The sequence below is a fragment of the Pelorhabdus rhamnosifermentans genome, assembly GCF_018835585.1.
Lineage (GTDB): Bacteria > Bacillota > Negativicutes > UMGS1260 > UMGS1260 > Pelorhabdus > Pelorhabdus rhamnosifermentans.
The window spans coordinates 1-25,112 of record NZ_JAHGVE010000023.1 but is presented as its reverse complement, the minus strand read 5'-3'; the positions used below and the strand labels follow the sequence as shown (position 1 = coordinate 25,112).

At 42.1% G+C, this 25,112-nt stretch carries 24 protein-coding genes, 2 pseudogenes and 3 riboswitches; of the genes and pseudogenes, 4 read left to right on the top strand and 22 right to left on the bottom strand.

What is annotated here, in order from left to right:
- Positions 1 to 12: 12 nt before the first annotated feature.
- The 8 genes from Ga0466249_RS20395 to bioD all read right to left on the bottom strand — a co-directional run bounded on the left by Ga0466249_RS20395 (position 13) and on the right by bioD (position 7,783).
- Complete coding sequence (locus Ga0466249_RS20395) at positions 13 to 387, bottom strand: BlaI/MecI/CopY family transcriptional regulator (protein ID WP_215831337.1); 375 nt, start codon at positions 385 to 387, stop codon at positions 13 to 15.
- A gap of 121 nt (positions 388 to 508) precedes the next feature.
- The gene (locus tag Ga0466249_RS20390) at positions 509 to 2,539 is read right to left on the bottom strand and encodes a methyl-accepting chemotaxis protein (protein ID WP_215831336.1); all 2,031 of its coding nucleotides are present in this window, start codon (positions 2,537 to 2,539) and stop codon (positions 509 to 511) included.
- Between the two features lie 77 nt (positions 2,540 to 2,616).
- Positions 2,617 to 2,702, bottom strand: a riboswitch (cyclic di-GMP riboswitch).
- A 278-nt stretch (positions 2,703 to 2,980) separates the two neighbouring features.
- Positions 2,981 to 3,598 (bottom strand): thiamine phosphate synthase, encoded by a 618-nt coding sequence (thiE, locus tag Ga0466249_RS20385; RefSeq protein WP_215831335.1) that lies wholly within the window; start codon positions 3,596 to 3,598, stop codon positions 2,981 to 2,983.
- Complete coding sequence (gene thiM / locus Ga0466249_RS20380) at positions 3,579 to 4,403, bottom strand: hydroxyethylthiazole kinase (RefSeq protein ID WP_215831334.1); 825 nt, start codon at positions 4,401 to 4,403, stop codon at positions 3,579 to 3,581. The genes thiE and thiM overlap by 20 nt, the downstream gene beginning before the upstream one ends.
- Before the next feature lie 26 nt (positions 4,404 to 4,429).
- The gene (locus Ga0466249_RS20375) at positions 4,430 to 4,723 is read right to left on the bottom strand and encodes a hypothetical protein (protein ID WP_215831333.1); all 294 of its coding nucleotides are present in this window, start codon (positions 4,721 to 4,723) and stop codon (positions 4,430 to 4,432) included.
- 67 nt (positions 4,724 to 4,790) lie between these two features.
- Entirely contained in the window at positions 4,791 to 5,624 is an 834-nt protein-coding gene (locus tag Ga0466249_RS20370) for an MBL fold metallo-hydrolase (RefSeq protein WP_215831332.1), read from the bottom strand.
- 128 nt (positions 5,625 to 5,752) lie between these two features.
- Complete coding sequence (bioA, locus tag Ga0466249_RS20365; RefSeq protein WP_215831331.1) at positions 5,753 to 7,093, bottom strand: adenosylmethionine--8-amino-7-oxononanoate transaminase; 1,341 nt, start codon at positions 7,091 to 7,093, stop codon at positions 5,753 to 5,755.
- Between the two features lie 3 nt (positions 7,094 to 7,096).
- Positions 7,097 to 7,783: a dethiobiotin synthase gene (bioD, locus tag Ga0466249_RS20360; RefSeq protein ID WP_215831330.1), complete on the bottom strand. Its 687-nt coding sequence runs from the start codon at positions 7,781 to 7,783 to the stop codon at positions 7,097 to 7,099.
- Positions 7,784 to 8,069: 286 nt separating this feature from the next.
- Between bioD and Ga0466249_RS20355 the strand changes: the two genes are divergently transcribed.
- From Ga0466249_RS20355 to Ga0466249_RS20340, 4 genes are all read left to right on the top strand, one after another.
- Positions 8,070 to 8,561: a hypothetical protein gene (locus Ga0466249_RS20355; RefSeq protein WP_215831329.1), complete on the top strand. Its 492-nt coding sequence runs from the start codon at positions 8,070 to 8,072 to the stop codon at positions 8,559 to 8,561.
- A complete protein-coding gene (locus Ga0466249_RS20350; RefSeq protein WP_215831328.1) occupies positions 8,545 to 9,330 on the top strand; it encodes a 6-carboxyhexanoate--CoA ligase in 786 nt (261 codons plus the stop codon). The genes Ga0466249_RS20355 and Ga0466249_RS20350 overlap by 17 nt, the downstream gene beginning before the upstream one ends.
- A complete protein-coding gene (bioF, locus tag Ga0466249_RS20345) occupies positions 9,318 to 10,493 on the top strand; it encodes an 8-amino-7-oxononanoate synthase (protein ID WP_215831327.1) in 1,176 nt (391 codons plus the stop codon). Before Ga0466249_RS20350 ends, bioF begins: the two co-directional genes overlap by 13 nt.
- Before the next feature lie 167 nt (positions 10,494 to 10,660).
- Entirely contained in the window at positions 10,661 to 11,623 is a 963-nt protein-coding gene (locus tag Ga0466249_RS20340; RefSeq protein WP_215831326.1) for an AEC family transporter, read from the top strand.
- Between the two features lie 77 nt (positions 11,624 to 11,700).
- On the opposite strand, the gene Ga0466249_RS20335 is transcribed toward Ga0466249_RS20340, so the two are convergent.
- The 14 genes and pseudogenes from Ga0466249_RS20335 to gcvT form a co-directional block, all read right to left on the bottom strand.
- Positions 11,701 to 12,303 carry a hypothetical protein gene (locus Ga0466249_RS20335; RefSeq protein WP_215831325.1) on the bottom strand — a complete coding sequence of 201 codons (603 nt, stop codon included), beginning with the start codon at positions 12,301 to 12,303 and terminating at the stop codon, positions 11,701 to 11,703.
- A complete protein-coding gene (locus tag Ga0466249_RS20330; protein ID WP_215831324.1) occupies positions 12,290 to 12,529 on the bottom strand; it encodes a helix-turn-helix transcriptional regulator in 240 nt (79 codons plus the stop codon). The genes Ga0466249_RS20335 and Ga0466249_RS20330 overlap by 14 nt, the downstream gene beginning before the upstream one ends.
- A 147-nt stretch (positions 12,530 to 12,676) precedes the next feature.
- Positions 12,677 to 13,834: an iron-containing alcohol dehydrogenase family protein gene (locus tag Ga0466249_RS20325; protein WP_215831323.1), complete on the bottom strand. Its 1,158-nt coding sequence runs from the start codon at positions 13,832 to 13,834 to the stop codon at positions 12,677 to 12,679.
- 45 nt (positions 13,835 to 13,879) lie between these two features.
- Positions 13,880 to 14,836 (bottom strand): annotated as a pseudogene (locus Ga0466249_RS20320) (ABC transporter substrate-binding protein); the annotation flags it as partial.
- A gap of 43 nt (positions 14,837 to 14,879) precedes the next feature.
- Positions 14,880 to 14,927, bottom strand: a pseudogene (locus Ga0466249_RS27865) (helix-turn-helix domain-containing protein); the annotation flags it as partial.
- Positions 14,928 to 15,860, bottom strand: coding sequence for a helix-turn-helix domain-containing protein (locus Ga0466249_RS20315; protein WP_215831322.1), 933 nt, complete (start codon positions 15,858 to 15,860; stop codon positions 14,928 to 14,930). It abuts the pseudogene before it with no gap.
- 227 nt (positions 15,861 to 16,087) lie between these two features.
- A complete protein-coding gene (lpdA, locus tag Ga0466249_RS20310; protein WP_215831321.1) occupies positions 16,088 to 17,497 on the bottom strand; it encodes a dihydrolipoyl dehydrogenase in 1,410 nt (469 codons plus the stop codon).
- 19 nt (positions 17,498 to 17,516) lie between these two features.
- A complete protein-coding gene (gene lipM / locus Ga0466249_RS20305) occupies positions 17,517 to 18,347 on the bottom strand; it encodes an octanoyltransferase LipM (RefSeq protein ID WP_215831320.1) in 831 nt (276 codons plus the stop codon).
- Complete coding sequence (gene lipS2, locus Ga0466249_RS20300; RefSeq protein ID WP_246588926.1) at positions 18,328 to 19,299, bottom strand: LipS2 family lipoyl synthase; 972 nt, start codon at positions 19,297 to 19,299, stop codon at positions 18,328 to 18,330. The genes lipM and lipS2 overlap by 20 nt, the downstream gene beginning before the upstream one ends.
- Positions 19,299 to 20,162: a LipS1 family lipoyl synthase gene (gene lipS1 / locus Ga0466249_RS20295; protein ID WP_215831318.1), complete on the bottom strand. Its 864-nt coding sequence runs from the start codon at positions 20,160 to 20,162 to the stop codon at positions 19,299 to 19,301. Before lipS1 ends, lipS2 begins: the two co-directional genes overlap by 1 nt.
- Complete coding sequence (gene gcvPB, locus Ga0466249_RS20290; RefSeq protein ID WP_215831317.1) at positions 20,150 to 21,601, bottom strand: aminomethyl-transferring glycine dehydrogenase subunit GcvPB; 1,452 nt, start codon at positions 21,599 to 21,601, stop codon at positions 20,150 to 20,152. The genes lipS1 and gcvPB overlap by 13 nt, the downstream gene beginning before the upstream one ends.
- Positions 21,598 to 22,944, bottom strand: coding sequence for an aminomethyl-transferring glycine dehydrogenase subunit GcvPA (gene gcvPA, locus Ga0466249_RS20285; protein ID WP_215831316.1), 1,347 nt, complete (start codon positions 22,942 to 22,944; stop codon positions 21,598 to 21,600). The genes gcvPB and gcvPA overlap by 4 nt, the downstream gene beginning before the upstream one ends.
- Positions 22,944 to 23,339, bottom strand: a complete 396-nt coding sequence (gene gcvH, locus Ga0466249_RS20280; RefSeq protein ID WP_215831315.1) for a glycine cleavage system protein GcvH — start codon at positions 23,337 to 23,339, stop codon at positions 22,944 to 22,946. Before gcvH ends, gcvPA begins: the two co-directional genes overlap by 1 nt.
- Before the next feature lie 2 nt (positions 23,340 to 23,341).
- The gene (gene gcvT, locus Ga0466249_RS20275; RefSeq protein ID WP_215831314.1) at positions 23,342 to 24,442 is read right to left on the bottom strand and encodes a glycine cleavage system aminomethyltransferase GcvT; all 1,101 of its coding nucleotides are present in this window, start codon (positions 24,440 to 24,442) and stop codon (positions 23,342 to 23,344) included.
- A 160-nt stretch (positions 24,443 to 24,602) separates the two neighbouring features.
- Positions 24,603 to 24,690: riboswitch (glycine riboswitch) on the bottom strand.
- Between the two features lie 184 nt (positions 24,691 to 24,874).
- Positions 24,875 to 24,959, bottom strand: a riboswitch (glycine riboswitch).
- Positions 24,960 to 25,112: the final 153 nt, after the last annotated feature.

The window sequence follows — 25,112 nt, the reverse complement described above, 5'->3', positions numbered from 1 at the left end:
AAGAGCTCTCCCTTATTTTTTCTTTTGATCTAGAATACGCTTTAATTCCTCTATCTCTTCTCTTGATAATTCTTTTTCTTCCAGAAAATTAGCAAACATCACATTTAAGGCACCAGAAAATACCTTTTCTAAAAAAGACTGACTTTCCGCTTTTACACACTCATCCTCTGCGACGAGAGGGTAATAAACGTATGTCCGGCCATCCTTATTAAACGCAATGGCCTGTTTCTTGACCAGTCGCCCAAGCAGCGTTTTAATTGTCTTTGGTTTCCACGACATAACGCCATCAAATTTCTTAATAACTTCATTAGCGGTAATGGGTGCGCTAGACCATAATATTTTCATGACTTGCCATTCCGTATCAGAGATTTGTGGTAATTTTTTCATGAATTTCACTTCCTAGGATTACAAATGTAGTATATAATTACTATAGCTTTCTCTGACCCTGCTTGTCAATAAAAATAGTCCTTATCCATTTTTGTGGACAAGGACTATTTTCTATCAGCACTTAAATACTAAATTTGCGAATTGCTTCTTGCAACTCTATGGCAAGATTCGCTAAACTTTGGCTAGATGAAGCAATTTCTTCCATAGCTGCTGATTGTTCCTCAGTAGCCGCCGATACGGTTTGTGCTTCTCCCGCTGCTTTTTTACTTAACCGATCAATTTTTTCTACTGTTTTTACAATTTTCTCACTTGCTGTTGCCAATTCATTAATAGCTGCAGAATTTTCCTTAACCTGCTCAGATACTTGCGCTACGAGCGTCACAATTTCCTGGAAGGCCTGACCAGCGAAATTGACCACTTCTGCTCCACGTTTGACTTCCCGAGTTCCGGCATCCATAGATGCAACCGCTTTATCCGTCTCTCCCTGTATCCCACCGATCAGAGATGAAATCTGTTCTGTGGCGGCTTGTGACTGCTCAGCTAATTTGCGGACTTCTTCAGCCACGACGGCAAAACCTTTGCCTTGTTCACCGGCACGTGCCGCTTCGATAGCAGCATTTAACGCTAACAAGTTCGTCTGTCCGGCAATTCCGGAAATCGTAGCTACAATTTGACCAATTTCTTTTGATTTTTCGCCAAGTTCCGCTACGACCTTCGCCGAAGTATTCACGGTTTCTTCAATTTGTGCCATCTGGTTTACTGCTTCATTAACAGATTCACTGCCTTGACCAGCTTTATCAGCAGCTTGCTCCGAACGATCGGCTACCTGACTGCTTGTTGCCGCAACATGCTGAATATGAGCAGTCATTTTTTCCACTACACTAGCAGTTTCATTGGCAACCACCAATTGTTCGCTAGCTCCGGCCGCAACTTCTGTAATCGAAGCGGCGACTTGATTAACAGCCTGAGACGATTGATCTGAACTTGCTGTCAATTCTTCGCTTGATGCCGCCAAATGTTCTGATTGAGCACTCATTTTTGCCACAAGATCTCGTAAATTTCTCTGCATAGCCCGAAACCCTTGTGCCAATTGGCCTATTTCATCCACTGATGTAATATGCATTTTTCTTTCACGCAAATCGCCTTGTGCTAAAAGCAAGCACTCATCGCGCAGTCGAGTAATCGGAGCTGCAAAACGTTTTGCCAAAATCACAATGGATCCTGCCGCCAACAGTAAACATACCAAGGAAATTCCTAGCATCAGCCATGCTAAATGACTCGTGGCACGCGTAGCTTCCTGCTGCGGTGCCGCTACCATCATGACCCAGCGCTGTCCGCCAGGTAAATTGATTGGAGTAGCTACGGCAACTCTTGCTATACCATCAACGAATGTATAGTTGCCTTTCACTTGTTTGCCTGTCTGACTCGTCTTAATTAATTGAATTAGTTGATCATCCAATTCCGTTTGTTGCAAATTCAACTCAGAATTGATTTTTTTATCAATTAAATTTAACTTTCCGACAAGTTCAGGCTGCTTGGGATGAGCAATGATCATACCAGAGGCATCGGAAATCTGGCCATAACCTGTCTCAAGAAATTTTAGATCCCCTATCATATTCGTGAGCCGTTCCAATGAAACCGTGCCGATAGTTACACCTGTCATTTGTCCATTGTTCATCACAGGTACAGCTAACATCACGGACAGTTTCCCTGTTGATTTTGACAGAAGAGGATTAGATACAACGGCCTTTTTGGTGGATACAGCTTGTTTAAAATAATCCCGATCCCCATAATTCGCCATAGTTCCTTCACTAGTCACGCCCATACCATCAGGAGCAATAAAAATGAGTGCGTCAAATCCATTATTAGCTTGTTTTACCTCTTGTAGAACTTGCATAATTTGAGCTTTATCACTGCCTATACGTAAAGCAGGATGATTTGCCACGCCATCTAGGCGAGCCAGCAAAACTTCGATATCATCTTGCACCCGATTGGCATAGTCCGTTCCTACAGCCATAGCCGTTTCATTGACACTGGCAGTTAATGATTGCTTGGAAAAATAATAGCTACTCAGTGATAATAGTCCCAAGAACACCAAAAATAACGGAACTAAAATCATTAATAACTTAATTTGAATACTTTTGATTTTCACGCTCAACATACTCCTTTAAATTAACATGATCAAAAAAAAACAAGCACTCGGCCTGCCTTCCACAACAATACTTTTTCGTTGGTAGCCTGGCAGTCATAGGCATGTTGCCTTTAGACCCATTGCTTTGCGTCCCTATTTTTCAATAAGTTTGCTCAATATAAAATGAATCTTGTTAACTGATGACACCTCGCACTTCTTTGTTCACCTCTTCTCCAAATAATAATGCAACACATAATATTTAAAATACTTGTATAAAACACAAAAAAAATACACAAGGTATTTTAAGGTATAATACAACAAAGAACTTAAAATCCCCTGCAAAATGGATAAAATACTTAAATATACTAAACAACTGCAATTTTATAATCTCTATAAGTAAATTGCAGGTCTAAACAATACGAAACCGCTATTTATCTAGAATTAGAAAAATAGCGGTATATTTCATTGGCGAAGTTTTCTTGCAGACCCATAGGGATCACGAGCGGCAACAATAGCGGATACCACTGCGGCACCATCTACTCCTGTTGCCATTACCTTACTAATATTGTTCTCATTAATCCCGCCAATAGCCACAACAGGAATATTTACTTGTCTCTTTATTTCTTGTAACATTTGCAAACTTACATTACTTGCATCATCTTTTGTTGTCGTAGGAAATACTGCTCCTACTCCCAAGTAATCTGCACCGCCCGCTTGAGCCGTTAAAGCCTGCTTGAGCGTAGCTGCAGATACACCAATTATTTTATTAGGTCCAAGTAACCTTCTTGCCACCGACAAAGGCATATCATCCTGCCCGATATGAAGGCCGTCGGCATCGATAGCTAAAGCAATATCAGTTCGATCATTCACTATAAAAGAAACACCATATTTTGCAGTAATACCTTTTAACAATAAAGCACATTGAAAGAATTCTCGCGTGGATAAACTCTTTTCCCGAATTTGCACTATCGTAACGCCGCCTAAAATAGCTTGTTCCACTGTTGCCACAATATCTTTCCCGTACAACAAATCTCTATCTGTTACTAAATATAACGAATAGTTAATGGGACTTTTGCTCATAAATAACGCGACCCCCTTTTCGTATGTCTTCTTCAGTCATGGACCAAACAGCATCAAACAATCGGACTCTGAAGATCCCAATACCTTCTCCTGACTGCAAGGACTTTTTTGCTAACTCCCCGGCCAAGCCCATGACCGTCACGCCGGCGGCCGCCCCAATAAATGGATCGGGTGCTATCCCGCAAAAGCAGGCAATCAAAGAAGTCGCCATACATCCTGTACCTGTTACCTGCGATAAGATCACATGACCATTATCAATGCGACAAATTCTATCTCCTTGCGCAATAATATCTCGCTTACCTGTGATAGCGATTACACAATCAAGTTTTTGAGCTAGCTGTTGCGCCACCTTTTCGCTATCCTCTTCACCAGAAACCGAATCAACACCTTTGATATCAGCATCCATACCTGCTAAAATCTTGATCTCTGACATATTGCCCCGAATGACTGTAGGACAAACTTCTTCGATAATTCGTTTGGCCGTAGTTGTGCGTAATTTTGTAGCTCCCACTCCTACTGGATCAAAAACAATGGGAATCCTTTTTTCTCGCGCCCTTTTACCTGCAACTATCATTGACTCAATATTGCGGGCATTTAGAGTCCCTATATTAATAACCAAGGAAGAAGCAAAAGAAACCATTTCTTCCACCTCGCCAATATCATCAGCCATAACAGGAGATGCACCGATTGCCAAGGTCATGTTAGCACAATCATTGACTGTCACATAATTTGTAATATGATGCACTAACGGTTTTTTCTCTTTAATTTCTAAGAGTAGATTCACTATTTCTGGCAATATTTCCATTTCCTATGCCTCCAAGTATTTTTATTCTAGTGAAATCTCGATAAGATAGTTTTTCTTTTGTCCATATCACTCATTTTGCTGCCATTAAAGAATTGCCTACAGACAAAGAGTGTCTCCACGGGATTCATCCCTTCTTCATAGCCCTGTTGCTCAAACTCATGCCAAATGCCTTCTTGCATTTTTTGCGAAAGTCTCTGCAGTTTGCCAAACTCAGCAAGCACATTTTTTAGTTCATCACTATCCATTAAGGCCATAATCTTTTTACCTTTTTCCAAACCAATGATAAAAAGAAAAGCCGCTACCTTTTGCAGTGCATTCAACCGAAGTACCTCCCTTATAAGTGTTCAAATCCCTTACCAGTATTTTTTCGATTAGCAACCTCATGCATTAATATTCCAATACTAATCCTACACCAATCTCTTTAACATTCATAGCTTGAGCTAAACTTATTTTTGAATATAAATCAGTACAATGGCAGGCATAAATAGCGTGAGGCTGGCATTTTGCAAGATATTCAACGGTATTACTTAATTTATCTTGGGAGGGATTTAACAGGTGAAAACCGCCAATAACATCATAGACTCTTTCCTCATGACATATCTTTTTAGCATATTCAATCATATTGCAAATTCCCGCATGAGAACATCCTGTGATGATAATCAATCCCTGATTAGACCGATACACCAGTGCAGAATCATCCAGTACAAAGTCATCTTCCCAAATGCCATCCCGCAGTGTTTTACCTATTGGGGTTCTTGCCTCAAACGCATTAGTTCTTTCGATTTCGCCCAAAAACAGGAGTCTATCAGTAAGCCATAGAGACTGTTTCCCAAGCTCTAATGAAAACGACTTCTTTAATTGATTGCTAGAAAACATGGACCCCACATCAAGCCCGTCCACATTCTTATCTAAAAATGCATCTGGATGAGCTATGACGGTAGGTTTTTTACATCGATGCCCTTCAGCTATTGCCTCAGAATATAGTTTAACTAATTCGTTGAGTCCCCATGTGTGATCATTGTGCCCGTGTGAAATAACTACCCCATCTAACGTTAATAAATCAATACCCATTTTAATGGCATTTCTCAGGAATATACCCGAATATCCTGTATCAAATAAGTATTTTCTATCATCACACTCAATGAAATACGATACACCGGGCTCGCCCTGAAAATATCTATCAATCAGCGTATGATTATCAACTAAAACGGTTAGTTTCATATTTACCCTCCCTGTTTCATCCTTTATCTACCTTAAAACAATTACCCCAAAAATGCAAAAAATCCTGCAAAATGTCTTGAAGAGCTTTTTGCAGGATTTTTTGTTAAATATTATATGATTAGCATGAATCAGCCTAAAATTTCCTGAATGGAGTCCGCACATACTTGTACCACAAAATCCATATCTGTACGGCTAATCGTCAATGGAGGATTAAAATACAGCACATCTCCTATCGGTCTGAGGACAACGCCTTTGTCCAGAGCCTTTTTATAAATCTGGTAGCCTATTCTGCGTTTTCCATCAAAGGAGCGCTTCGTTTCTTTGTCTTCTACCAACTCAATGGCATTAATGAGGCCAATCGAGCGGATATCGCCAACATACTTATAGTCCTTTAACTTCTCACAGATCAACTGAGTAAAATACACGGCGTTTTGATTGGCCTTCGTTAAAATGCCTTCTTCCTGCATAATGGCCAAAACTTCAACAGCCGCTGAGCAAGCCAAGGGATTACCACTATAAGTATGGCTATGCATAAACGCTTTATGCGTACCGTAATCTGCATAAAATGCATCATACATCGTTTGGGTCGTTACGACCAATGCCATTGGCAAATAGCCGCCTGTCAGCCCTTTGGAAAGACACATGATGTCAGGTGAAATTTCTGCATAGTCACAGGCAAACATTTTGCCTGTTCGGCCAAAACCCATGGCAATTTCATCGTCAATTAGATGAACGTTATGCTGATTACAAGCTTGGCGAAGTTTTTTGAGATAAATGGGCGGATAGATTTTCATGCCTGCTGCCCCCTGTACAAGCGGTTCAACCAAAAAGGCACAAGTCTCATGTCCATATTGCGCAAAACATTTCTCAGCTGCCTCAAAGCACTCAGCATTGCAGCTTTCACGTTGCTTGCCATAGGGGCATCGATAACAATCCGGCCCGTCCACATGAATCATATCAAGCAGCATCGGCTTAAAAATCTCGGAATACAAATCAACACCACCCACAGACAAAGCACCTACCGTTTCACCATGATACGCATTGGTCAGGGACATAAACTTTTTTTTCTGCCTATTGCCTGTCTGATAATGATACTGAAAACTCATTTTCATAGCGGCTTCAACTGCTGAAGACCCGTTATCGGTAAAAGAAAATTTAGTAAGTCCCGCAGGGAGAACCTGCACCAACCGATCGCACAGAGTAATAGCGGGAACATGAGAAAAATTAGCGAATATAACATGTTCCAATTTGTCGATCTGTTTTTTCACAGCTGTGTTAATACGTTCGTTACAGTGTCCCAATAGATTACACCACCAAGAACTGACAACATCAACATAACGCTTGCCATGAATATCATACAGATACATTCCTTTGGCATGATCAATAATAATGGGGGGAAGTTCTTCGTAATCTTTCATTTGTGAGCATGGATGCCAGATATGTTCTAAATCCAATTCAATTAAATTCATTGGTTAGACCTCCTTATAACATTCACACAGAATTTTTGCATCTAGTGTGAGATTTTCATCGTTATTGGCGACGCAGGTAATGACGGGCAGACCTGTTAATCGTTCGATGGATTTTTTATTGTCTCTATGTAAAAAATTACCATTATCATACTTGTTTAAGATAATGCCTTTTACTAGAATTTCTTTGCTTCTGGCATAGTCTATGGTTAATACAACGCTATTAATTGTGCCAAGTTCGGCAGAAGCCACAACAATTATATCCAGTTTCAAAAGCTTAATAATGTCGATCAACATCAGCTCTTTTTCATCTAACCGCAAGGGGCAAATAATACCACCGCTGCCTTCAACCGTGATATAGTCATATTGCTGTTTAGCCTTAGCAAAATCAGCAAGTATGACGTCTGTTTCAATTGGCTGTTTCTCTATTTGCGCTGCAAGATGAGGGGACACAGCTGTTTTGTAAATATATGAAACCATATCCTGCGGACGAACAGCAAGTCCTGCCGTATCAGCAACAACTTTACAGTCACCAGGTATAAGTTCTCCGTCCACCACATCTGCACCGCTGAGGGCCGCTTTATAGTAACCCGCATTCATTCCGCTTTGACGCAATAATTTTACAATTAAGCTCGTAACATAAGTTTTGCCGACATCCGTTCCAGTTGCTGTGATAAATATTCCTTTACTCATAACATTTCCACCTCGTAATGTAAGTTTTTCGATTACATTTTGCATAATACCCACGGTAGTATGAATTCATTATAATGGAAAAAGTCATAATTGTAAACCACGTAACTTTAATAAGTTAACAATTGACTTTTAGAATAAATTGCATTATAATGCAATTTAATAAAATTATGCAAGCAGACTCTTGAATACCCAGTTTAATCTAATTAGAGATATCTGCTTTTATTAAGTAAACCAGAAATTAAAATTCGGTTTACAATTAATCGGATAATATGGAAAGGGGTTTGTTATGACACCACGGAATATGACAGTAACTGGATTGCTAGCGGCACTTATCGCAATTTCCGGTTCCTTAAAAATGCCAGGGATTATTCCCGGTACAGAATTCCAACTGTCTGCGCCGTTGGCTGTAGCGATTTGTGCTGTTTATGGTTTTCGCCGCTATTTTGTGGCCGGAATTTTGGCCAGTATTGTAACATTGCTGTTAGGAACGCAAACGCTCTTAAATACAGCAATCGCCCTACTATTTCGTGTAACGATTGGCTTGGTTTTAGTTGTCTGTGGGACTGCTTGGCCAGTTGTCGTTATCGCCGGTCCGATTGCTTCATTTCTGGCTAGATTGAGCTTAATGGGAATTATGGGGCAAGCGGCGTGGGCCGTAATAGCTGCCGCAATTCCAGGAATGATTTACACAGCTTTTACAGCTTGGCCACTAACTTTGATGATAAGGCGGATTCGCCGGGAAACAGAAAGGATGAGAGAACATGTTGTACAGCGTTAAAATGCGTTCGGCCCAAGGAGGAGCTCACGAGCAAGGCGGCCGGCATATTTCCGGTGCCGAACGGATGGTGCCAACAGAGTCAATCGAACAAGTAGCCCTCTCCATGATTGAACGAGCATTTCATCATAGCCGAGGTTGCGCTGATTTTATTAATTTAAAAATTGAAGAAGTCTCAGAACAAAATTTTGTATATGTAAATCAACTGCCCATTGACACCGTTGTAACGCAAGATGTGCCTCAGGGCCGTAAATTGGCGAAAGAAACCTTGATTGCAGCTGGAGTAACAGAAAAAGCGGCTCAGTCGGGACTAGACCAATTGACAAATCTGACTGACAGTATGCGCGGTGCTATGCTAATCTCGGCAGCAGATGGGCAACGCCTGGACCCTTTTACTCAGCGGGGTGTTCGTGTCAGCAGCATGGATATTGCCGATAGTAAACATTATGAGTCTCTGCTTATCCAGTTGGGATTGACGGACGTGCATGTGCGTGAAGCAGTGGTTTTGGCTTCAAAGGTCCAGTCGGCGCCTGGCGTAATTGCTGAGTTATGTTGGTCTGACGACCTCAATTATACGACAGGCTATGTAGCCAATCATTTAGGATATTTTCGTTTTCCTCATTTGAAACAACCGGACAGTCCCGTTGGTGGTCGGGCCTTTTTTGTTGAACCGGACATAGATTTAGAAAAGCTCATCAATTATTTGGAAAATACTCCTGTACTGGTAGTACCGCAAAATTTTGCGGAAAAAGAGGAACCATGCAAAAGCTGAAGCAAATGGAACAGGAATTAGGCGTTATGGAACAGAAAAATTTGCTGCGACAACTTCAAACGATGGAGCCAGTAAATCCATCTCACGTTCTTATAGACGGCCAGGAATATCTGTTAATGGCATCAAATAACTATCTTGGCTTGACTCATCATCCTTTCGTCAAGGCGGCTGCTGCCTCTGCCGCAGAACAGTATGGCACGGGATCCGGTGGTGCCAGGTTGACAAGTGGCAATCATTCTGGCTATGAGGCACTAGAAACAGAACTTGCCCAATTAAAGCAAACCGAGGCGGCGCTAGTATTTAATACAGGCTATATGGCCAATGTCGGTACAATTAGCGCTTTGGCAAATGCAAATGATGTAATTTTCAGCGATGAACTTAATCACGCCAGCATTATTGACGGGTGCCGTTTGTCCAAAGCGCGAACCATTGTTTTTCACCATAGTGATATGGCACATCTTGATAAGCTGCTCAAAAATACACCGTGCAATGGGCAGCGTTTGATTGTGACAGACGGTGTATTTAGCATGGACGGCGATATTGCTCGATTGGACGAAATCGTCATGCTAGGGGAGAAATACGACAGTCTCATCATGGTTGACGATGCTCATGCCACTGGAGTCATTGGCCCAGGTGGCCGCGGAACAGCGGCCTATTATGGCGTCAGCGACAAGGTACAGATTGAAATCGGTACCTTAAGCAAATCGTTGGCAGCTGAGGGCGGTTTTGTCGCTGGCAGTCACTTGCTTATTCACTATCTGATGAATCGGGCTAGAAGCTTTATTTTTTCTACTGCTTTATCCGCTGCAACAATTGCGGCGGCAAGAGCGGCATTACAGGTATTAATAGCTGAACCTAAACGAGTTGAAATACTTAATACCAAGGCAACTATGTTAAAAAAAGAGTTGCTAGCGGCAGGACTACCTGTGTTAGCGAGTGAGACACCGATTATTCCCCTGCTGATCGGCGATGCGGCGCAGACGTTAGCGTTTTCCAGGACTCTTTATGATGCCGGACTCATTGTGTCGGCGATTCGTCCACCGACAGTTCCGGCAGGAAGCAGTCGTCTACGACTTACCGTAACAGCAGCCCATTCTTCGAGAGATCTCGCCAAGGCTAGTGGCATCATTATTCATGCAGCTAAAAAGGCAGGGCTTATCTGACGGAATTGAAGACAAACAGCTCCTATCCATTATATGGGTAGGAGCTGTTTGTTGTCGTTAGTATTACCGATCAGGATTTAAGATGGTTGGCTATAATGAAACGTACCGTGTTGACTAGTATGATACTATAAGAATGTAAAATTCATTACGGAGAGGAAAGATCAATTTTGGCTATTTTCTTTCATATACTAGGTCATAATATTATCCCCATATTTACACTAATTGTCTTAGGTTTTATCTTAAGCAAAAAATTTGATTTAGATATATTCAGCCTTAGTAAATTAAATTTTTACCTACTCGTACCAGCCTTTATCTTTGTTAATTTATATACAACGGCAATTAGTCTTGATATGATTAAGGTTCTTTTTTGTGCAATATTTATTCTTGTTAGCAATGATATAATTGGAAGAATTATCGCTAAAATTCGGAACTATGATGTAGGACTGACAAATGCTTTTAAAAATTCGATCATGTTTAATAATTCCGGCAATATCGGACTATCTCTTGCAGTGCTGGTTTTTTCTAGTGCGCCTTTTGTAGTTGATGGTAAAACACCTTATTTAACTGAAGCGATTACCGCACAAATCATCATACTTGTATTTCAAAATATAACAACAAATACGCTGGGATTCTATAATGCCGGAAAAGCCAACTTAAAAGCCAAAGATTCAATTATAAAAGTACTTTCGATGCCTTCCATTTATGCCATTCCTGCGGCATTTATTTTGAAAAGTATTGACTTCGATTTTACAGAAACGATCATATGGCCTGCTTTAGAATATCTAAAAAACGCACTCGTGCCTATTGTCTTAATAACATTAGGAGTTCAACTTTCCAAAACTAAATTTGATTTAAAAAATACGGATGTTCATATTTCAGCGTTTACAAGACTAATTATCGGTCCGATACTTGCGACACTTTATATACATATTTTGGGTTTCACAGGTATTGTCGCTCAAACAGTGTTTATAGCCTATTCTGTACCAACTGCTGTAAATACTGCATTAATTGCAGTTGAATGTGATAGTTGTCAGGATTTTGCATCTCAGGCTGTCATGGTATCTACCCTCTTTAGTGCTGTGACACTTACATTATCTATCTATGTAGCCAGAGTTATGTTTCCTATTTAAAAAACTTTAGTAGTTTTGCTAAAAACAGGAACTTGTCCATTAGTCGACAAATTCCCGTTTTTTTATATTTTGCCTACTCATTTTATTGCGTGGTGCATCGAGTAATTATACGATATAATTTGCCAACCGATTAATCCTAAGATTACTGTAGAGCTAGAAATATGTAGGCCCGTATAAGATACTATGTCTTCTTTCTCCACCTCTTCTTGAGAATTTTTATGCTGTGAGCTTTCTTCTAATAAATTAAAAGTTAACCCCAACGTCAGTACTCTATTTTTTCCATCTACAGCTTGTTCTGGCGGTACATGATAAACAGAAACCTGAAAACACGAAAGACAGAATAAAAAGATCAAAATGGCAATCGTAGTCAACATAGTGTTTTTAGCCGCCTGCCCCGTCAATATCACTTCGCGTTCGTCTCGTTCTTTGAGAAAAGTCATTTTCGTTAATACCTTTTCCCTAAATACTTCGGATACCATTAGCCGAAAACTTAAATAAGTAGAAACAATCATCCATGACCCAAATATGTAACATCCTCCGAAATCATACCATACCTTTGCATAGCCGTTACTCTGTGCAGCCGTTTCTAAACCAAACGCAAAAAGGGAAATAAAATAAACCATAAGTATTGGCAGTTCATATAAAAATACTTTTAATAAAATCGAATCATATTTTTTCATTGTTTTCCTCCTCCACTGAAAAAATAGCCTGGATATCTGTTTTAAAATACCTTGCAATACGAAAGGCCAGCTCTAAAGACGGATTATATCCCCCCTTCTCAATCGCAACAATGGTAGCACGTGTTACGCCAATTTCTTTGGCAAGCTGTTCTTGTGTTATTCTGTGTTCGGCTCGAAAAACGTGTAAGCGATTAATAATTTCTAGTTGTGCTACTGATTTAGTCATACCTTGCTCCCATCGAATAAGTTTTCACGCTATAAATGTACATCAAAATAAACTATATGTCAAGTTTATTTTACATATGGTTTATAACGTAAAAAAACCACGAAATCCGTGGTTTCATAAATATTATAGACTTATATCCCCAGCATCCTACAGGGCTTGTCTCACAATGCGTTCCAAATCGGCCTTTGTTAATTTTCGCGGGCTATTGGGCAACAATCGATACGCCAGTGCATCGGGTACAATCATTGAAATAACCTGCTCGTCCAGTCCAATTTCACGCAGATCATGAGGAATATCAATATCTTGTTTTAATTTCACAACTGCCACTACTGCTTTTCGGGCCGCTTTACGCAAAGGAATAGCTGCTACATTTTCTCCAAGGGCCTCAGCAATATTGCTAAATTTTTCATAATTTGCAACTAAACAAGCCTCCATCACATAAGGTAACATAATCCCATTGGCCACTCCATGAACAATGCCAAACTTTGCTCCTAAAGAATGGGCTAAACCATGGACTGCACCCAGGCCAACATTGGTAAAAACTGCCCCAGCCATCAAACTGGCTAAAGCCATCTGACTGCGTGCTTCAAGCTGATTCCCATTAGCATAAGCAGGACGCAAGTATTTCCCAATCAATTTGATAGCATGCAAGGCCAGAGCGTCACTAAGCGGCTCAGCGCTATTAGCAATATAAGCTTCAATGGCATGAGTCAAAGCATCAATACCAGTAGCAGCAGTAACTTCCCGTGGCATTGAAACATGCAATTTAGGATCGACGATCGCTAGACTCGGCATCATCAAGGCATGGGCTACGCCAATTTTTTCTTTGCTTTTCTTATCAGAGGTGACAGCACCAGCTGTCACCTCACTGCCTGTTCCTGCCGTTGTCGGGATGCAGATCAGCGTAATGCTTGGTTGCCGAATTGAACGTCTTTTACGCATATAATCTTCAATAAATCCCCCATTGTTCGCTACCATCGCAATGGATTTCGCTGCGTCCATCGGACTGCCACCACCAAAAGCCAGAATCAGATCAGCGCCAAACTTTTGGACTTCTATAACGCCACGATCTACTGTCTCGATACTAGGATCAGCCTCGATTTCAGAATAAAGCTGAACTTCTATGCCGGCCTGTTCCAGCGAATCAAGAATTATTGGTAAAAAGGGGGATTTTTTCGTCGCAGTCTTACCTGATACAAGAAAAGCCTTACGGGCTTTTCTTTTTTGGCACTCTTCTCCTATTTGCCGAATTATATCATTGCCAAATAACACTTCCGTAGGAAATCGAAATGAAAAGTCATTCATCCTACCCACCCTTTCTTGTCTATCCTACTATTTTTTATTCTCTAATCAAGGATTAATCGTGGTTTTATATACCTGCTTGCCGTCTTTGAGCTCCATAACAATGGCACTCTTAACAGGGTTATGATATTTATCAAGTGTAATCGAACCCGTTACAAGCTGCAAGTCTTTTGTTTGAGCCAAAGCATCTTTGATTTTTACAGGGTCAAAGCTATTGGCCCGTTTAATCGCATCAATGGCCATGCAAGCCGCATCATAACCAAGGACAGCCGGAGCATCAGGCACTTGATTATATTCTTTTTGATAGGCCTCAACAAATTTATCAATTTGTGGTGTATGGTTATCAGGGGCATAGTGATTAGAGAAAAATGTATTATTCAAGGCTGCAGCGCCAGCCATTTCTACCAACTTCGGTGAATCCCAAGCATCGCCACCAATAATTGGGACGGTAATGCCCAATTCACGCGCCTGCTTTACAATTTTAGCTACATCTTCATAATAACCGGGAACAAACAAAACGTCGGGGTTAGTAATTTTTATTTTAGTTAATATGGCTTTGTAGTCTTGATCCTTTTGCAAATAGGCTTCTTTTGCTACAATATTTCCACCATTTTTTACAAAGTGTTCTTCAAAATATTGTGCCAACCCTTTAGAATAATCTGCACTATTATCAATATAGATGGCAGCAGTTTTGGCCTTTAATGTTTTAGAAGCAAAATCAGCCATCACATTTCCCTGAAAGGGATCAATGAAACAAACTCGAAAAGCAAAGTCATTCACCTTTTCCCCATCAGCCGTTACTTTAGGATTGGTGGCAAAGGGAGTAATAAAAGGAATTTTATTTTGAGCCGCAATCGGTGCCGCAGCAATGGAGTTGGTGCTTCCACCCGTACCAAGAACTAAGATTACTTTATCCTGGTTAATTAATTTAGTCATAGCATTGGCTGATTCTGATGGTTCAGAGCGATTATCAGCAATAACAAAAGAAATTTGTTTACCAAGAACTAAGGATCATTTAAATTTTTACCAGTCACATCTTCTATTTTTTTTAACGATAATCTAAGGTATTGCGATGCACAAACAATCGCTTAGCTGTTTAGACTACATTGCCGTTTTCTTCAAAGTAAACAAATAAGCTAGAGACTAAATCCATTTTGTATCGCGTGTCATATTCATGAAGCGGCTCAATGATTTCCTCATAATAGCTGCGCAATTTTTCAAGTGGAATATCAAACAGTAGTTTGTAAATTCCTAATTGCTCATAGACATAAACGGGTCGGGAGTTGCGCTTAAAGTTGGCCAGACGCAATGCTTTATGAGCCTGCAGGTAACTTTGCCGCACATCGCACAACTCTTCAACCCGCTTGCCTAAACCGGCAGCGACAGATAAGTCTGGAAATTTGGTATTCAATGCTTCTACTACAGCAGCCAGAATAACCACATTTTGCCTTGCTTCTACCGTCTTTTTCCCAGACGGCATTAATAGAACAAGAGTATCCATCCAGGCCATAGACAAACAGTTTTTTCCGCGCCGCACCAAAACCATTCGAACCTGCTGTTTTAGCTGCATTTTTAAAACAATCATGCCTTGTTCCTCTGTTATCCCCTGCTTTTGCCTATATTCAGGCAATCCGCGCAGACTCACGATCGCTACCTGCTGCATTGAGGATAAATCATAATTAAAGGCCAGTGCCCGCTGAATTAAACTTTCTGCATCCTCAACCGGCTTTAAGAGCAATTGTTCCATAAAATCACTAATAGAACGTTCTTCTAAATGTTTCATCACAATACAACTGCATATTTCCTGCGTAACCTCAACTAACTTGACTTTCCAGGGTAATTCAAAAACCGGAAAACAAGCTAAATCAGCCAACTCAATTACTTCTTCTGGTATTGTTTCAATATAGGGACCCAAATTAATAATCAGTCCAGCTAAATTTTGAACCATCCGGTCTAAACCTGTTTTTCCTGCAACAGGCTTGCTTTTCGCCAAAGAACGGAGCTTTAGAATTTCCTGATAACTAACCATCGGACATTCCCCCTTGTATTAGTTAGGCACCTCGCGCAAACTGCTCCAGATATACAAAAAAAGACTGCCAATTTAACACCGGCAGTCACCATCGACACCCAAACGAAATACAATTTCTTATAGAATAGCAGAATTTAAAAGAACGTCAATAAATTCACTTCTTGAGCTTATCGCAAAACTCAAAGCCAACAGGCTAAATTCTATCGATCTTTCGCCGCTTGGACCCACTATGATTCGTGGGAGCATCTTCTTTTGACTTGGTGGACACTTTCGCCATATATCCCAAGGGCACATTCCATTACTGCTTCCGACAGACTGGGGTGCGGATGAATGGTATGGCCAATCTCTTTTACCGACAATTTGTTTTGAATGGCCAGAGCCCCTTCCATAATCAAATCACTGGCATGGGGCCCAAAAATATGCATCCCTAAAACATGGCCGGTTATCTTATCTGCAATGATTTTAACCAACCCGTCTGTTTCCCCCAGAGAAACAGCTTTTCCATTGGCTGCAAAATTAAATTTATCAATCTGAATTTCTTTTCCTGCTTCTAGCGCTTCCCGCTCAGTCAATCCAACCACAGCACATTCAGGTGTTGTATAGATACACCCCGGCATCGCTTTATAATCAATCGTTACGTTACCGCCAACGGCATTCTCGGCTGCAACGCCCCCCGCAGCCGAAGCGGCATGAGCCCACATAACTTGCCCTGTCACATCTCCAATGGCATAAATACCTGCTACCGAGGTTTCCATTTTATTATTTACCTTAATCCCTTTATAGTTATATTCAATTCCAACTTCGTCGAGTCCCAAACCTTCAACTACGGGAGAGCGGCCACTAGCCAGCAGAACTTTTTCCGCTGCAATTTCTTGGGAATCGGTTCCCTTGGTAATAGTCACAACGACTTCGCAGCCGTCTTCGCGCAGACTCATAACACGACTGTTAGTCAAAAACTTTATGCCCTGCTTACGATAAACCAAAGCCATTCGTTTAACAATCTCCTCGTCGATATTCGGCAATATTCTTGGCTGCATTTCCACTACCGTAACCTCACAGCCAAAAGATTGAAAAATAGCTGCTAATTCGATTCCAACAGCTCCGGCTCCGATAACGACCAGACTCTTAGGTACTTCTGTCATAGCCAATAATTGATTACTATCAATCACCCTGTCAAGATCAGCACCCGGTATGGGCACAGACATCGGTGCTGATCCAGTAGCCAAAATAATTTTTCGGGCACTATACTGTTTCTCAGCGTCATTATTACTGACGCTTATTTGGTTAGACGCCATCAGTTTCGCTGTTCCGCTCCTAATATCTATCTTATTACTTTTAATGAGCTGAAAAATCCCCTTTTTTATTTGCTCTACAACCTGCTTCATTCGTCCTGCTACTCGATTAAAGTCAAAGCCAATATGATCGGCCTGAAGGCCGAACTCTTGTAAAGACTGCAAGTCACGCCATTTTTCCGCACTCTTTAGTAGTGTTTTCGTCGGAATACAGCCACGGTTCAGGCAGACTCCGCCCAATTCTTCTTTTTCGATTAACAAGACCTTGGCCCCTAATTGAGCCGCTCGAATGGCGGCAACATATCCTCCCGGGCCACCGCCAACAACAGCCACATCATAATCCATATCTATACCCCTTTTTTGGTTAACGTTTATAATTCCAGGCCGGATTCCCATATTTTTTTTCGACTAACTGCTGACTAACTAACCGCTCTTCAGCTGTTAAATCTCCTCTTTGATTATCAACACCAATGGTAGAACAGAACGCCGCCAACATAGCAGCGCGCATTTCTTCTCCTGTTACTTTGCGCTCTAAAATTTCTCTAATCGAAATAACGTGATTGGAGAGTACACTGACCATTTTGCTGCGCTTTAGAGAAGAAGAAAATTTCAATACAGCGGCTAACTTTTCAGGCGAAAAATCAAGTAAAATCGATCCATGCTGCAAAATGACGCCATGCTTGCGGACTTGAGCGCTTCCGACCAATTTTCGTCCTTCATAAATAATCTCATAGCCCGATGGGGAATCAAAACAGGCTGCTGACGATACCTGTTCTTTGCGATTGGTTTTTGCATAGGCACTGCGCGGTATGCTCATCTGCGCAGAAACACCCAGCTTATCTAGTCCTGCCAGCACTACATTGCTGAAATAGCGATAAGAAGCGGTAATTGTCGATGGAATACACGGAACATCTTCCCGAATCACAATGCTATAGGTCAGTTCCGCATCATGCAGTACAGCCCGGCCGCCTGTTAATCGTCTGACCACATCAATCCCCTGCTTGCGACACGCCTCCAAATCAATAGCCTCTCGAGCTTGCTGAAAATATCCCAGACTCACCGCCGATGGATTCCAGCCGTAGAACCTTAATGTAGGCGGAACGTCGCTCCGGCTATGAGCCAGCAGAATGGCTTCATCGATAGCCATGTTGGCAGCAGCACCTGCTCTGCCTGTATCAAGGATACGCCAAAGCATTGCTCCCACCTCCGATTTGACTCTCCCTCAAGGCTTGCAGACTTTCCTGCCTTGTAAGAGGCCGCGGATAATTATAGAGAATTCCGCCGGGCCGTTCATTATAATAGGGGCGGTTACAATCAAGACAACCTGTGGTTTCAAAGGCTTTCCCATCAGCAAAAAAAGTTCGCCAATTAGGAAGGATAAAATCTGTGATGATTCCATCGACACAATAAATCGCGCGGCGATTCACTCCTTGGCACAACAAATGACGGGCCATTTGTATCCGCCGATACTGCCCAATCGCGGGAGGATTTTTTTCAGCAAAAATCGTTCCCTGCACAGGGGTAAATGCAAACAAACCAACAGTAATATTCCGGTCCACACAGGCGGCTATTTGATCGACCATCTCTTCTTCTGTTTCGCCAAGACCAACAATCAAATGAGTCGTCACACTTCCAGGTAAAGCCTTCGCACACTCTGTTAGCAGCAACCATTGTTTTTCCCAATCTCCGCCTTTTACTTGACCGTAAAGTTCAGGAGTGGCAGCATCCAGGGCAATGCAAATTCGTTCCGCGCCTGTCGCTAAGAGAGTCTTAGCCTGTGCTAGACTATCAATATGACTGGACACGCAGATAGGCTTGCGCCCCTCTTGATTCAACTTTTTCAACGAATCAATCGTATTCTCCCAGCTCTCTTTAGTATCTACAACTTGCAAGCAGATTCTTTTTAAATCACGACGCTCCACAGCCTCGACAATATCCGGCACAATATCATCCGCCGCAAAAGCAGGCCAAGTTACCCTTGATAACAGGTTCTCATTTGCACTACTGTTAGAGGCTTGTGTACAAAAAGCGCAGTGATTGCGGCATTTTTCTCCTAACATAATATAGGCCGTAGTAGAAGACACATCGCTTTTGATTCTTTTTTTCCCAATTGCACAAGCAGTACCAGCTGATAGTTTCCATGTCATCACAGCACACAACACTCCTCGCTCTTTTTAATGGTTAAACAAAGCTGATCTGCTAATCGCACTGCTTCAGATACGGGGTTTACGATACCATTGATACCCGAACGAATCGCCCATAAGTCCAACTTCTGACGATAACTGCCGCCCGGCCTCATACAACCAAGCAACAGGGGACTATCGGGAAAATCTTTTCTTGCTTCTACCAGTAGTTCCACTACGGCTTCAATTGCCGGCGGTTGACAGTTTTCGAAGCGCGTGTTTCTAGTCGGTGTAAACACAATAAATGTGATACCTGAGACTCCTAGCTCTTTTAACTCATTAAGCGCCCGATACTCTCCTTTTATCTCACCGCCGTGAAGACCAATGCAAAGATGCGGGATGACAGCACAAACTTTCCTGAGCTTTTGATAGCAACAAATATAGTCCTCAACAGTACGAGCGAGGCCAAAAACTTCTCGAATCGTTTCGTCAGCCCCAACAAAATCGAACGACACTCTATCGGCTACCTTAGCAATGCGGAAAATATCATCATCATCAACTAACCCTACGTGCATATTGCACTTTCGGCCCTGTTTCAAAACAGCGATTCGATCGATGTGTGTAGCGATGGGAACCTTTCCTTCGGCCGTGCACCCGCCACTAATTAACAAACTGCGGGCCTTGATCTCCTTGCCATCTTTTATCTCCTGGAGAAATTTCATAGACTTTAAATAGTGTCCACCGCAATGAGCGCAATTTAGCTCGCAGATACTACCAGTTACACTGACAGGCATAGTTTCATGGGGATAAGAAAAAAGGATATCAGAAGGAAAATTTTGTTTCCTGATTCGCCAGCCTTGCTGAGCTAAAAGCTCTAAGCTTGCCATTTTACTACTGGCTTTCGCGCTGCCTGCACCTCATCCAGCCTGCCGACTACCGTATTGTGCGGCGCATGCTGGATTTTTGCTGCGTCCGTCTGAGCTTCCTGGGCTATATCGCGCAGTGCGTGAATAAAACCATCCAACGTTTCTTTGCTTTCTGTTTCTGTCGGCTCAATCATCATGGCTTCTTCCACAATCAAGGGAAAATAAATGGTAGGCGGATGATAGCCATAGTCAAGCAACCGTTTGGCAATATCAAGCGTCTTAATGCCAAATTGTTTCTGTTTTTTAGCAGTGATAATACATTCGTGCATGCAAAAACGCTCAAAAGGAATATGATACGATTCTTTCAATTGACTCAAACAGTAATTGGCATTTAAAACAGCATCTTCACTGGCTTGGCGCAATCCGTCTGGGCCCATGGTACGAATATAAGCATAAGCTCTCACAATCACCCCGAAATTCCCATTAAAAGAATGCACTCTGCCTATAGATAGCGGCCGTTCCTCATCCCAGTCGTACTTCGAGCCGTCAAACGTTACAATTGGAGCAGGCAAAAACGGGATTAATTCGTTTTTTACCCCGACCGGCCCAGAACCAGGACCGCCGCCCCCGTGCGGAGTCGCAAAGGTTTTGTGAAGATTGAGATGCACTACGTCAAATCCCATATCGCCCGGTCGTATCAGCCCCATAACGGCATTCATATTCGCACCATCATAGTAAAGAAGGCCGCCAGCATCATGAACGATAGCTGCAATCTCCTGAATATGACTTTCAAACAATCCTAACGTATTGGGATTCGTAAGCATCAGTGCCGCCGTATCAGATCCAACTGCCGCCTTAAGTGCCTCCAGATTGACAGAACCATCTTCATTCGATTTAATTTCCATCGTCTCTAAACCACAAACAGCGGCACTGGCCGGATTAGTACCATGGGCCGAATCAGGGATAATCACCTTTGTCCTTTGCTCGCCCCGAAAACGATGATAAGCCCTGATAAGTTTCAGACCTGTCAATTCCCCATGAGCACCAGCCGCAGGCTGCAGCGTAATGGCATCCATTCCGGTAATTTCCGCCAGATAACGCTCCATATTATATAACAAAGCCAAAGCTCCTTGAGTAAGAGGAGCAGGCTGCAACGGATGAAGTTCAGAGAATCCGGGATAATGACAGATATCCTCATTTACTTTAGGATTATATTTCATCGTACACGATCCTAGCGGATAAAAACCGGAATCAACACCGAAATTTCGATTGGACAGTGTCGTATAATGACGCAGCAAATCCTGCTGGCTTAATTCCGGCAGTGCAGCACACTCAGATCTAATCAAGTCAGGCGACACCAGTGCCTTAAGTTCTTGGGCAGGTACATCACATTCAGGTAAGTCCACAGCTAAACGTCCCGGCTTACTCTTTTCAAATAATGTTAACGGCATCGGATTCATAATATCGCCTCCATTTCCTTCACAAAATAATCGATTTCTGCTTTTGTGCGTTTCTCAGTCACACAAAGGAGCATACAATTTTCAAGTTCAGGATAATATTTGCCGAGGTCTAAACCACCCAAAATTCCTTTTGCCAATAGTTTTTCATTGATTTCAGCCACAGATTTTCGAAATTTTACAGTAAACTCTTGAAAGAACGGACCGGAAAAGACCGATTCGCAGCCGGATAAGTTATGTAGCAACTGATAGGCATAATGGGCTTTTTGCAGACATTGCACAGCAACCTCGCGAAACCCCTGTTTGCCAATCGCACTCATATAAACGGCTGCTGTTAAAGCACACAATGCTTCATTCGAGCAAATATTTGACGTCGCTTTACTGCGCCTGATATGCTGTTCGCGGGCTTGTAACGTCAACACAAACCCCCGATTGCCACGATTGTCCGTCGTCTGCCCGACAATCCTTCCCGGCATTTTGCGCATTAATTTCTCTGTTGTTGCAAAAAAACCGAGATAAGGTCCGCCGAATGATAAGGACATGCCTAAACTTTGTCCTTCACCAACCACGATATCGGCCCCCAAAGCTCCGGGATTTTCCAATATTCCCCATGAAATAGGTTCCCCAACAGCAATCAAATATGCACCTTTTGCATGGGCTATTTCTCCTAGGGGGTGTAAATTCTCGATTAAACCAAAAAAATTAGGGGATTGTACGACGACAGCCGCCGTATAATCATCAAGCAATGAAGAAATTGCACTCAGTTCTGTCATTCCATCTTGATAAGGAGCAAACTCAATAGTAATATTTTGGTCTTTAGCATAAGTCAGTAATATTTCCCGATAATGCGGATGAACAGACTGTGCTACGATTACCTTAGTTTTTTTTGCTGCAGCGCACGCCATCAAAACAGCTTCTGCAACTGCCGTACCTCCATCATAGAGGGACGCATTTGCTACCTTCATGCCGGTAATTTCACAAATCATCGACTGATATTCCCAAAGGGCCTGTAAGTAACCTTGTGATATTTCAGGCTGATATTGCGTATAAGCTGTATAAAATTCACTGCGGCCGATAATGTGATCAATCACGCTGGGGATATAATGATCATAGGCACCTGCCCCGAGAAAACAGATGGCATCCTGAATATTGGTGTTGGACTGCGCTAACTGCCGAAGCTGGTTTACTAGTTCCGGTTCAGACAAGGACGAGGGTAAATTCAGAGAACCCTTCAGGCGCAAATCTTCTGGAATGTCGGCAAATAAATCATTGACTGAAGAAACGCCGATTGCCTGAAGCATGGAACGCCGATCGTCTTTTGTATGAGGAAGGTAGCTCCAAGTCATTATTGGTGACCTCCCTCAGCTGCCACTACGCGTTCGTAGTCTTCATTACTTAACAGACTGTCAATCTCGCTGTCATTGGTTAATTCAATCACTGCAATCCAGCCATCATGATAAGGGTCTTGATTCACCCAATCAGGTGCATCTTCCAGCGCCTGATTCACTTTAACAATTTTCCCTGAAACAGGTGCATAAACGTCGGAAACGGCCTTGACTGATTCAATGACAGAAAAAGCTTCGCCTGCTGTTACGACTCGGTCTTCGTCTGGCAGTTCAATAAAAACTACGTCTCCTAACTGTGACTGAGCAAAATCGGTTACCCCGATGGTTGCTAAATTGCCTTCTACTGCAACCCACTCATGATCTTTGGAATATTTCAGTTCTTTTGGAATGTTCATGGTTATTTCCCCTCTCTTTTGTAGAATGGTTTTGCAATAATCTGTGCGGATACATTTTTATCCCTGATTTGAATAGCAATGGCTTGCCCTAACTTGGCATGATCAGACTTGATGAAGGCCAATCCAAGATTCTTGTCAAGTGAAGGAGCATAGGAACCTGTCGTCACTGTTCCGATTTCACGATCCGCTTGTGTAACAGAATAGCCGGCTCTAGCTACGCCGCGATCTACCATTTCAAAGCCCACTATTTTTCTTGCTGTACCATTTAGCTTTTGCTTCCGAAGAACTTCACATCCGATAAAATCACCTTTATCTAATTTGACGAACATCCCGATCCCCGCTTCAATTGGAGAAATGTCGCTTGACAGCTCATGACCGTATAAAGGAAAACATGCTTCAAAGCGCAATGTATCACGACAACCTAAGCCGACAGGCAAAATTCCTTCCGAAGTCCCTGCTTCCAGAATGGAGTTCCAGATAGGTACTGCATCCTCCGGACTACAGTAGATTTCAAAGCCATCTTCGCCCGTGTACCCTGTCCGGGAAAGCAATACTTTTTTACCTGCAACTTCAATATCCGGCCAGAACCAATAATATTTCAATTTGGAAAGCGGAACACTTGTTATTTTTCCCAATATTTGCTGTGACAAAGGCCCTTGTAACGCCAACTGAGCCATTTGAGTTGAAATATTTTCGAGCTTGATATCAAAATCCTGAGTACAACTTTGCATCCATTCAAAATCCTTCTCAATATTGGCAGCATTGATTACTAAGAGATAGTCTTTATCCCGCTTCTTGTAAACCAATAAATCATCGACCGTTCCACCATTTGGATAGCACATGGGAGTATACAGCACCTGATTGTTTGCCAACCTAGATACATCATTCGTCACTAAGTTTTGCAAAAAATTTAGCGAATTGGCTCCTGTCACCCTCACTTCTCCCATGTGTGACACATCAAATAGCCCGGCCCTTTTTCTCACTGCTTGATGTTCTTCTTTAATTCCGGTATATTGCACTGGAAGAAGCCACCCGCCAAATTCCACGATTCGGCCGCCATAACGTAAATGCGTCTCATAAAGCGGCGTTTGTTTTGCTGTCATAAAAGCCACCCCCTGTTTTTGTGAAAAGAGTTACTAAAAGAAAAGGACAGAGAACAAAGGCGTATACGCCCTTGTTCTCTGTCCTTTTACCTGAGAGATTCGCCCACATGGAGCTCCCCATCGGTGACGTTTTCCATTGAAAACGTGCTCTCCAGAGTGCGGTCCGGTTAAGGTCCTTTTACCTGAGAGTTTGAACAAAACTTTGCTCCTTCGGTGCCGCTAGCTGCGGTCTCTCCCTCAATCTTCATCCCTTATGTAATTTTATCCACATTACCTCTGTTAATCACGGGCCTGATAAATATAGTGTATGCTTTAAACAAATAAAAAAAGACAGAAACCAATTTTCATTGGCCTCTGTCTTTTATACCTGAGAGAATACCGAATTTCTCGGTTACCCCGTGGGTGCTACATAGCGTAGTCTTTCCAGAGTTCCATCAGGATACGGTCCTTTTACCTGAGAGTTTTTTACCTTTGCTCCTTCGGTGCCGCGAAACACGGTCTCTCCCTTATCCTTCATACGGAAATTAATATGCTATTATTATTTATTCCATTATATTGTCTTGCCCTTTATTTGTCAACGATAAAAAATATTTCCATGTGTTTAACTTGTGATAATGTCACTATGTAGACTATCGTGAGAAAATGTCACTATGAACAACGAGGTGCATTT